The 1,540-nt window shown below is 70.5% G+C and carries 1 protein-coding gene and 1 pseudogene; both read right to left on the bottom strand.

Translation table 11 applies throughout. The features are described 5' to 3' along the window. A partial coding sequence (locus ACOADB_RS05790) for a DUF932 domain-containing protein (protein WP_378596991.1) occupies positions 1 to 617 on the bottom strand: 617 nt, incomplete at its 3' end. Positions 618 to 732: 115 nt separating this feature from the next. Beyond that, positions 733 to 1,540 (bottom strand): annotated as a pseudogene (locus ACOADB_RS05785) (nuclease); the annotation flags it as partial.

The raw sequence follows: 1,540 nt of genomic DNA, 5'->3' as shown, positions 1-1,540 counted from the left end.
CGGGCGGCCTGGACGGCGGCCTTGGCGTTGCGGGTGTGGCGGATCGAGAACGACGACTCGTGGTTGCGCAGGGCCCCGCTCTGGGTGTTCGCGCACACGACGCGGACAGGGGTGACGAGGATGCGGAACGCGCTGGTGCCGTCGTGGCTGTTGAGCGCGGCGATGTTGAGGTCGACGCGGTCGGTGCCGCCGACCGTGAGCGAGTTCGGCAGCTGCATGGTGATGAACACCTGCCGTCCGCCGCGCAGGGACCCGGCGGTGTCGAAGATCGCGCCGGACTCGTCGGCCAGCAGGTTCAGGAACTCGGCGTGGTCCTCGTTCTGCAGCGGGGTGTAGCCGCCGCCGACGACGCCGAGCGCCTCGGGTGCTCCGGTGAACGGGTTGGTGCGCACCGTGGCGAAGCCGGGGACCTCGATGGCGGTGACGCCGCCCTCGCTGACCTCGGCGGTGGTGAGCGGCAACTTGCGGACGTCCCAGCCGCCCAGGTGGCCGAGCCTCATGGCCTCCTCGGCGGTGAACGCGCGGTCGCGGACGGTGGTGCCCAGCCGGTGCCAGGCGTCCTTGCGGGCGAAGACGGCTGCTGCCTGCATGCCGTGGGTCTCGATCTCGTGGGCCATGTCGGGGTCCTCCCTGTGTCGGAATCAAACGATCTGAGTTCATTCTATGGTTTCTATTCCACTGTGGGCGGTTCTCCACAGGAAGAACCGCCCACAGGGGGAGGGGTGGAACTGATCAGGCCGCGCTGTCACTGGCCTCGGAGTCGGTCTCGTCGGTGGCCTCGGCCTCGACGCTGGCGGGCTCCTCACCCAGCAGGATCCGCTCGACCTCGCTCGGCTCGTAGCCCCACTCCATGAGCGCGCCCAGCATCCGGGCGTCCCAGTGGGACGGGTTGCGCCACGAGTGCTTGCCGGTCGTCGCCTCCCACGCCGAGACGACGGCGGCGAGGGTGGTCATGGTCGCGGCCTTCGGCGTGCTGGCCTTGGTGGCGATGTTGGCGACCTCGCTCGCGGAGTCCCAGCGCGACTTGTCTGCGCCGTGGTCGAGCAGGGTGCGCAGCATCGGGTGGTTGGCCTCCATGGCTTTGTAGAGGAAGTGCTGGCCGGTGACGACGGCCTCGCAGATCAGGGCCTCGGCTCCCTTCGGCGCGGTCTTGCGTGCCAGGAACCCGGCCAGCCACTCGCGGCGCACCGTCTCCGCGCTGGCCCAGGCCTTGTTGTTGGCGATGACGCGGCGGCGCTCCTCGCGGCGGGCCTCGGCCTGCTCCTGGCTCTCGCCGTCGTCGCTGGTGCTGCCGGTGCCACCCGCGCCGATCTGCCCGCGACGCCGGAGGCCGGAGGCGTCGAGGTCGGTGACGACCCACACGGGCACGTACTGCTGGTAGGGCTCGGCGGCCTCGTACTCCTCGTCGTCCTGCTCGCTGGCCTCGTGCTCGTCGGTCTCGTCGTACTCGTCTTCGGGGTAGACCCACTCCTTGACGACCTGGACACGGGCACCGGGCACGCTCGGCCACTCCTCCTCGGGAAGCGGCTCGCCCTCGGCA

Source organism: Nocardioides sp. CPCC 206348 (assembly GCF_048654705.1).
GTDB lineage: Bacteria > Actinomycetota > Actinomycetes > Propionibacteriales > Nocardioidaceae > Nocardioides.
The sequence above is the reverse complement of the archived record's forward strand: the minus strand, read 5'-3'. Positions and strand labels throughout refer to the sequence as shown.